Source organism: Robertmurraya sp. DFI.2.37, assembly GCF_029211245.1.
Lineage (GTDB): Bacteria > Bacillota > Bacilli > Bacillales > Cytobacillaceae > Robertmurraya > Robertmurraya methanolica_A.
On sequence record NZ_JARGEJ010000603.1, the window covers coordinates 1 to 304 of the forward strand.

1 protein-coding gene is annotated in these 304 nt (G+C 36.8%); it reads left to right on the top strand.

Annotated elements, in window-relative coordinates; genetic code table 11:
- Nucleotides 1-304, top strand: a 304-nt coding sequence (locus PZE06_RS27870; RefSeq protein WP_275792382.1) for a methyl-accepting chemotaxis protein, incomplete at both ends; no start/stop codon positions are given.

The window sequence follows — 304 nt, forward strand, 5'->3', positions numbered from 1 at the left end:
GGAAGCTAGCGGATAATTCTTCAAAGTCTGTTGAACAAATTCGCACATTATTGAATGCGATTCAAGCAGACACTCTTCATTCAATTGAATCTATGGAAAAAGTAACGACAGAGGCAACAGCAGGGATGAATCTCGTAAGTAAAACAGGTGAAACTTTTTCCACTATTGCAAATAGCACGAAAAATGTTGCCCATGAGGTTCAAAAGATCGTCAGTTCAATCAATAGCATGCTAACACAATCCACTCAATTAAGAAGTTCGATTGAAAATGTAGCCAAGCAAACAGAAATTACAGAAGATAACAT